This is a genomic window from Brunnivagina elsteri CCALA 953, assembly GCF_002289455.1.
GTDB classification, from domain to species: Bacteria; Cyanobacteriota; Cyanobacteriia; order Cyanobacteriales; family Nostocaceae; genus Brunnivagina; species Brunnivagina elsteri.
Genome location: NZ_NTFS01000342.1, coordinates 1 through 7,232 on the forward strand (window position 1 = coordinate 1; position 7,232 = coordinate 7,232).

A 7,232-nucleotide genomic window follows, 5' to 3' on the forward strand; every position below is an offset into this window, starting at 1 on the left:
CCAAATTATTATAATTATTGTGGGGTGGGCATCCCTGCCTGCCCTAATATATAATTTAGGTGCTTTTTAGCTTATCTCAGAGGTTTTCACTTCATTTAAAAGTACTGCAATTATCTTGCTCGCTATTGACAAGCAGCAAGCTTTCCGGCTCGTAGTAGACAATTGGGGAAACTATACTTTGAAAGTCCCTTATCAGCGCCAAATCTTCAATAATTTTCATTATTTATAAGTTTTGCGCTTTGTCACTACTTTTTGCCCTAACTAGTAACCCATGTTTAGGAGCAAAAATCATTGCGATGACAAACAACAGGGTTTGCAACACCACAATACAACCCCCAGTTGCACCATCAATGTGATAGCTAATATAAGTTCCTATGACACTAGAAAATACCCCAGAAGCCATCGCAATAGGTATCATATGGTCAAATTTATCAGTTAATAAATATGCCGTTGCACCAGGAGTTACCAACATAGCTACGACGAGAATAATCCCCACTGTCTGGAGTCCCGCAACAGCAGTTAAAGAAAGTAATGATAGTAAAATATAGTGAAGTGCCCCTGTGTTTAAACCAATAGAACGTGCATGAGTGGGGTCAAAACAAAATAACAGTAAATCTTTGCGTAATATAGCTATTGTCACTAAGGTAATTACGCTAATAATTACCGTTTGGATAATATCTTGGTTAGAAATACCCAAGACATTGCCAAATAAAATGTGCGTTAAGTCTACACTACTCGGAGTTTTAGAAACCAACACCAAACCAAGGGCAAAAAATCCTGTAAATACAAGTCCAATAACCGTATCTTCCTTAATTCTCGTCTTCGCTTTAATATAACCAATGGCAATAACTGAACCCACTCCAAAGACAAAAGCACCCACAGCAAAAGGGATATTTAAAACATAAGCAATCACTACCCCAGGCATCACCGCATGGGAAACAGCATCTCCCATCAATGCCCAACCTTTGAGGGTCAAAAAACATGACAAAACAGAACAGACCACCCCAACTAAGGCACTTATCAAAATTGCCTTCACCATGAATTCATGTTGCAGGGGTGTGGTGAACCAGTCTAATAATGCGAGAGTATTCATATTTTTTAACTCTAATCTAAGCAATATAAATTACCAATTACTAAGACATTATGGAAATAAAACTAGCATTGAAAAATCCTAAAAATGCTATAAAATAATCTTTATTTATTTTAGCTTTTGCATTTCTATTTTTTACTTTATTTTACTAGGATTCATTTTTATTCTCACGGATTATTTGACTTTTATTAAGGGATAAATCTGCAAGTGAACCGCCAAAAGTACGTGAAATATTCTCTTCTGTAAAAACTTCGGATGTATTCCCATAAGCTAAAATAGTACGGTTTATGAGTACTACTTGATCGCAAAAGGTAGTGATAGACCCTAAGTCATGGGTAGAAATCAAAATTGTATGACCTTCCTCTCGCAATGCCAGTAATAGGTCAATCATGGTTTTTTCTGTTTTGATATCTACTCCCGTAAAAGGTTCATCTAATAATAAAACTGTTCCCTGTTGCGCCAAAGCACGGGCAAGAAAGGCACGTTTTCTCTGTCCACCAGATAGTTCGCCAATTTGGCGATCGCGCATTGACCACATTTCCACCCTCTCTAAACTCTCCCTCACCACTCTTTTATCTTTCGCTGCCGGAATTCGCAGTATATTCATGTATCCGTAGCGCCCCATCATCACCACATCATGGACACTCACCGGAAAATTCCAGTCTACTTCTTCCGACTGTGGTACATACGCCACCAGGTTTTTTTTCTGTACAGTTTTTATCGGTAAGCCATTAATCAAAACCCGCCCTGTAACTGGCTTCAAAAAACCCATAATCGCCTTAAATAGGGTTGATTTACCGCTACCGTTCATTCCCACCAAACCACTAATTGAACCTGCTTTAATTTGTAAATAAGCACCATGTAAAGCAATTTTACCGTGGTAAGCAACTGTCAGATTTTCTACATCAATACCAATGGATTCCATCAGAAATAACCTCTAAAAGTGATCGGTAATTAGTCGTGACTGATATCACTACTTTAAGAGCAATCCCTCTGTCAAAGTTGTAACATTACGTTCTAGCAACTTAAGATAAGTTGGTGCTGGTCCATCAGCCGGAGACAGGGAATCAACGTAAAACACCCCCCCATACCTTGCTCCCGATTCTTTCGCTACCTGACGTTGTGCCCCATCATTCACCGTACTTTCACAGAAAACAACAGGTATTTTATTTGCCTTAACTGTATCAATAACTTTTTCTACTTGTTTGGGAGTGGCTTGCTGTTCAGAGTTGACCGCCCAGATATATACTTCTTTCAAGCCATAGTCGCGGGTAATGTAGGAAAATGCACCTTCACAACTGACCATGTAGCGCTTGTCTGCTGGAATTACTGACACGGCTTTTCGTAGTTTCTCATCAACTTCTTTAATCTTTTGGCTGTATGCTTTGGCATTGGTATTATAAGTATCTGCATTCCCTGAATCCAAATTAATCAATGCCTTGCGAATATTCTCTACGTATATCAAGGCATTTTGTGGTGACATCCAAGCATGGGGATTAGGTTTTCCTTTGTAGGCATTCTCCGCAATTTCCACAGGTTGAATCCCCTCTGTCAGGGTGATGCGAGGCACATTGGGGACGCTGTTATACAGTTTCTGGGCCCAACGCTCTAAATTCAGACCATTATCCAAAATTAGGTCTGCTTTTTGTGCCCTCACCAAATCGCTAGGAGTCGGTTCATAACCGTGAATTTCCGCCCCTGGTTTGGTCATAGATTCAACAATCGCCTTGTCTCCTGCCACGTTCTGTGCTATGTCCGCGAGAACTGTAAAGGTGGTAAGAACTACTTTTTTCTCTTTTTTCTCTAGGTTAGTGGCGGTGGTTGTGACTGGGCTTGGACTTAACTGTGACTGAGATTCGGAGGTTGAAGGAATACACCCTCCTAAACATAGCCCTAAGAGCAGCCCAGATGTGACAGCCAATTTTTGTCCGTATTGTGGTATCTGTACCTGAAAATTATTAATATTTAATCTCATTCAATTGCTTTCATAATTCTCTCATTATTATCCCACTTTACCAGAGGAGAAACAAAAATGAAAAGAAAATGAGAAACAATCGGTGATACTTTCAAGGTATTTGCCTGTCAACATAGAGTATTTAGATGTCTATTGATTAAATCCTCAAATCAGCCCGATTTAAAATGTCTGCATAAGTCGGAATAACATGACATGTACTATCTAGAACCGACTCTACAAATTGAATCCATTGAGATTAAATACCATCGTGCTAATCCCAAGAGCCGTAAACCAGATTCGGGAATAGTACTTGATGATTCCCAAGCCCAGTTAAAACTAATTTCCTCTTCAACCAAATCTATATTGCTGTGGCTATACTGGACATATTCGCCGCCTGACATGTGTCAGATTTAGCTCTCAAATTTATCTCTAGTCTTGGCGGTAAGAAGAGTGAGGTAAGACTTACAAGGTGTGCAGGTGGGACATTCTTTTTTACTCGAACCCGGACGTTGGACTTTGCAAGGTAACTGGTTAGAACGTAATATGATGCCAATTAGTGTCAAAGGTATGACATTGGTGGCTTGGCATCGTGATAACTGGTTTACGATGGCGACTAAACTTATATTTCCAGGAAGCGATCGCCCAGAAATTTCTTTACAGTATAAAGGTCGTCTTGATGATGGTGAACGCCATTATTCATTTTTACTACAGCACAGTCAGTTGGGACAAATCGAAGGTGAAGGCTGGATCGGTCTGGAAACCATTGTCCAACGCTACTGGGTAATTAGCACCAAGGATATTTCTCCTGTCGAAAATCGCCAGCGTCGTAGTGGTTTTGAAACTTTATATCGGGTTGATAATGATACATATCTCTTGACTAACGGCATTCTTGCTGGTCATTTTCTCGACCGTACTATGGAAGCAAAGCTCGAACGTCAAGTAACGCAATCCTAATTTAGATTTTAGACTTGTTGTGAGCGTTCAGTCGAACGATTTTAGATTTGTAGAGACGCGAGATATCGCGTCTTTGGATTTTAGATTTTTGATTGGCATATAAGTAGCTTTTATGCAGTTTTCATCTGTAATATTACTGAATTTACCTCGTAGTTTCATCTCTTTGTACATTAATGCTGCTTCTGCTATTTAATGTGGGAATAATAGATGTAGAAGTCATTTTCTTCATATATTACATTTTCGGATACTTCCTAATTTATGCGGGAAAGTGGTAAAGATTGTGATACTACAATCCCCACAGGCAATATTGTCTAACCGCAGGATAATTCAGAATCCGTTTAAAAAAGATTTGCTTATGAGGTAAATTCTCCTGGCAACTTTTAGCAAAATCTAAAATCTCGTTCATGATTGGAGTCAAAGTTTTTATGTCGGACCCCAACATTGGTCGCTTACTCGGTAAACGCTACCAGCTTCAGGAATTAATTGGCACTGGAGCAATGGGACGAGTTTACCGTGCAAAAGACATCTTGTTGGGAGGCGTACCCGTTGCGGTAAAGTTTCTCTCAATGTCGATTCAAAACAAAAAAATGCGCTTGCAGGAACGTTTTGAACGGGAAGCCAAAACCTGTGCCCTGCTGGGACAAAAAAGTATTCAAATTGTTCGAGTCATGGATTATGGCGTAGATGAACACAATGTTCCCTACTATGTAATGGAATATTTGGATGGTAAGAGCTTAAGCTATGTAATTCGCAAGCAAAGTATGACTCTACAGCGATTTCTAAGCATGGCACGGCAAATTTGCTTGGGATTACAGTGCGCCCATGATGGTATTCCTGTTGATGGGCTACTTTGTCCAATTATTCACCGGGACATCAAACCTAGTAATATGCTGGTGATTGTCGATCCCACTTTTGGCGAATTAGTTAAAATTCTCGACTTTGGGATTGCTAAATTACTCCAGTCCAACACCCACCAAACAAACTACTATTTAGGAACTTTAGCCTATTCTTCCCCCGAACAAATGGAAGGTAAAGAACTCGATAACCGTTCGGATATCTATAGTTTAGGTGTGATGATGTTTGAGATGCTGACGGGGAAGTTACCTTTAGTTGCTCCTACCCATTCTTTTGGTGCATGGTACAAGGTTCACCATTTCCAAGAACCGCGTCCATTTACAGAAATCGACTCCAACATGAATATTCCCCAAGTTGTAGAAGATTTAGTTATGGGTTGTCTCGCCAAAAAAGCCTGCGATCGCCCGCAAAGTATCGGCGACATTTTACAGACGATCGCATCCGCAGAGACTAGCACCGACTCATACAACAAAACCACTAATACACAAACAACCGAAACCCCATCTGATGCACCAACAGTTTTAGCGCTACAAGAAGACAAAACCCCATCCAGCCTTTCCCTAAGCTCGTCTGACGATATTATTAAACAAGCCTCGTGGCCCAAAAGCAAACCAATCGCTGATATTGTTTTTCCCCAACCAATCCGCATTCGCGATGAATTTTCTCCAGCCCTGTGGATGATGCTACCCCAACTAGAGATTCAAAAACGCTCGGTTTGTACCCGCTATAACCAATTTCTGTTTATCACCGCTCCCCATCCAATGCTGATGTGGATTACTGTTATTTACAATCGTCGATTCGGGGCTAAATGGTTGCCATATTACCTTGACCTCAAAACCAGCTTTGGTCAGGAAATTACGCGACTGCTGGGCAAAAATGGCTACTACCGCTTGTTATTTTTTGCCCGCGAACAACCAACTAGCCCTAGCCATATTCTTACTTCTAGTATCGCTAGCGCTCAATGTCGTCGCTTACTCGAATGGGTTGATATCAGCAATACCCTACCTTCTTCGGCTCAACCCCAAATCAGTAAAAATTATCTTAAAACCGAGTATGAAAAAATTAAACCCCAAATCCTCGCAAAACTCGCCGCGATTAATACGGATTCTCCTTTCGATCTATCTGCTTGAAGATATTCACCATTTTTAAGGCAATTTTCGATCCAGATATTACATAATGTTAAAAATTCCGCCCATGCGGTTGTAAAAAAGCTCTATAAGAAATATATATATGTAGGTGGAACTAGATTTGTAGTCTTGGCTGCGAATCCTGTTGTTTCGTCAAGTTTTCATAGATGGGTTTTCCTTAATGCTTTCATTTGCGATCGCATTGCATCGAATTCCCTGGTAAAGATTATCGCTGTGGATACTATTTTTAGTTAGTTAGCTGTAAATGTAACTGTAAACAACAGCAATAAAACCAACCTGCTAGAAATTTAGCTCAACAATTGCAGTACATGCTTTCTTCTGAACTCATACACAGATAATTGTAAAGTATAGACTCATCTATTTTTAGTGGACGCCCCGGCATCCCCAGCTCCTTTCCATCCCGGAACCAAGCAAGAGAAGGAGGTCGCCGACCATGTGCGACACTGGACGGAATACAAAGTCTATGCCAAAGTAGTACCGGAGTCCAAGCCCCATTGATGTTTGAGAAGCTCTTTGTAGGTAGCCTCTCTAACAACCATCTGTTCGTAAAGCTTTACCAGAAAGTCTTTGGCTTGATCGTGACTCATGCCTTGTACCTGGCTAGCAAAAGAATGAACACTGAATTGTTGCTCTAATGACAATTCGATTGGGTTATTCATGGTAATTAACTCCAAAAAAGAGAAATTGAACAAAAAACCGAACGAGAAAGGACGGACATCAGGGGTTAAAGAAAGTTAGTTTTCGAGACTTAACAATTTTACCTCTGTATTAAGAAAGATAACAATAGTTTGACGAAATGCCCACTTCTTTTGGCATGTGTTTTGTCTTTTTTTCTTTTGAGACTTAAGTCCTCAGACAGAAACCTCAAGTCAAGTTGTTTGAAATAGCTCTGTATTGAGGTTTTACGCTTCAAAAGCTTAGATAGTGAAAATGCTTTTACCCCCTTGGATACAAAATAAAAATAAGGATAAACGATATTAACTGTGCATTTTATTCGTACTAGCGCAAAAAATGCAAGATGTCAATTTAACTAAAGTGTAAAATTAACCCCGAATCATGCTTTTCTTCCGAGGTTAACGTATTTGTATCAATTTGCCTCAATTAAAAATGCTCGGAATGAACAAAATGAAGATTAGGGCATGGGATAAAAGAAATTGACACTCTCAGGTCTAAAGACACTGAGATTCTTAAGAAATTTCGTTCCTAATATCCTGTTTTCACAGGTTCCCAA

The 7,232-nt window shown here is 39.9% G+C and carries 6 protein-coding genes and 1 pseudogene; 2 read left to right on the forward strand and 5 right to left on the reverse strand.

What is annotated here, in order from left to right; translation table 11 throughout:
* Positions 1-223 precede the first annotated feature (223 nt).
* From CK510_RS23130 to CK510_RS33625, 4 genes and pseudogenes are all read right to left on the reverse strand, one after another.
* Complete coding sequence (locus CK510_RS23130; RefSeq protein WP_095723925.1) at positions 224-1,093, reverse strand: metal ABC transporter permease; 870 nt, start codon at positions 1,091-1,093, stop codon at positions 224-226.
* Positions 1,094-1,238: 145 nt separating this feature from the next.
* Positions 1,239-2,015 (reverse strand): metal ABC transporter ATP-binding protein, encoded by a 777-nt coding sequence (locus CK510_RS23135; protein ID WP_211293272.1) that lies wholly within the window; start codon positions 2,013-2,015, stop codon positions 1,239-1,241.
* 48 nt (positions 2,016-2,063) lie between these two features.
* Positions 2,064-3,065, reverse strand: a complete 1,002-nt coding sequence (locus CK510_RS23140; protein ID WP_095723927.1) for a metal ABC transporter substrate-binding protein — start codon at positions 3,063-3,065, stop codon at positions 2,064-2,066.
* Positions 3,066-3,201: 136 nt separating this feature from the next.
* Positions 3,202-3,341, reverse strand: a pseudogene (locus CK510_RS33625) (Photosystem Q(B) protein 1); the annotation flags it as partial.
* A gap of 180 nt (positions 3,342-3,521) precedes the next feature.
* Here CK510_RS33625 and CK510_RS23150 point away from each other — a divergent pair.
* Together CK510_RS23150 and CK510_RS23155 are read left to right on the forward strand one after the other, a co-directional pair.
* Positions 3,522-3,998, forward strand: a complete 477-nt coding sequence (locus tag CK510_RS23150; protein WP_095723929.1) for a hypothetical protein — start codon at positions 3,522-3,524, stop codon at positions 3,996-3,998.
* A 425-nt stretch (positions 3,999-4,423) separates the two neighbouring features.
* The gene (locus tag CK510_RS23155; protein WP_095723930.1) at positions 4,424-5,983 is read left to right on the forward strand and encodes a serine/threonine-protein kinase; all 1,560 of its coding nucleotides are present in this window, start codon (positions 4,424-4,426) and stop codon (positions 5,981-5,983) included.
* Positions 5,984-6,462: 479 nt separating this feature from the next.
* Here CK510_RS23155 and CK510_RS23160 read toward each other — a convergent pair whose 3' ends face one another.
* Positions 6,463-6,660 carry an NblA/ycf18 family protein gene (locus CK510_RS23160; RefSeq protein ID WP_095723928.1) on the reverse strand — a complete coding sequence of 66 codons (198 nt, stop codon included), beginning with the start codon at positions 6,658-6,660 and terminating at the stop codon, positions 6,463-6,465.
* Positions 6,661-7,232 lie beyond the last annotated feature (572 nt).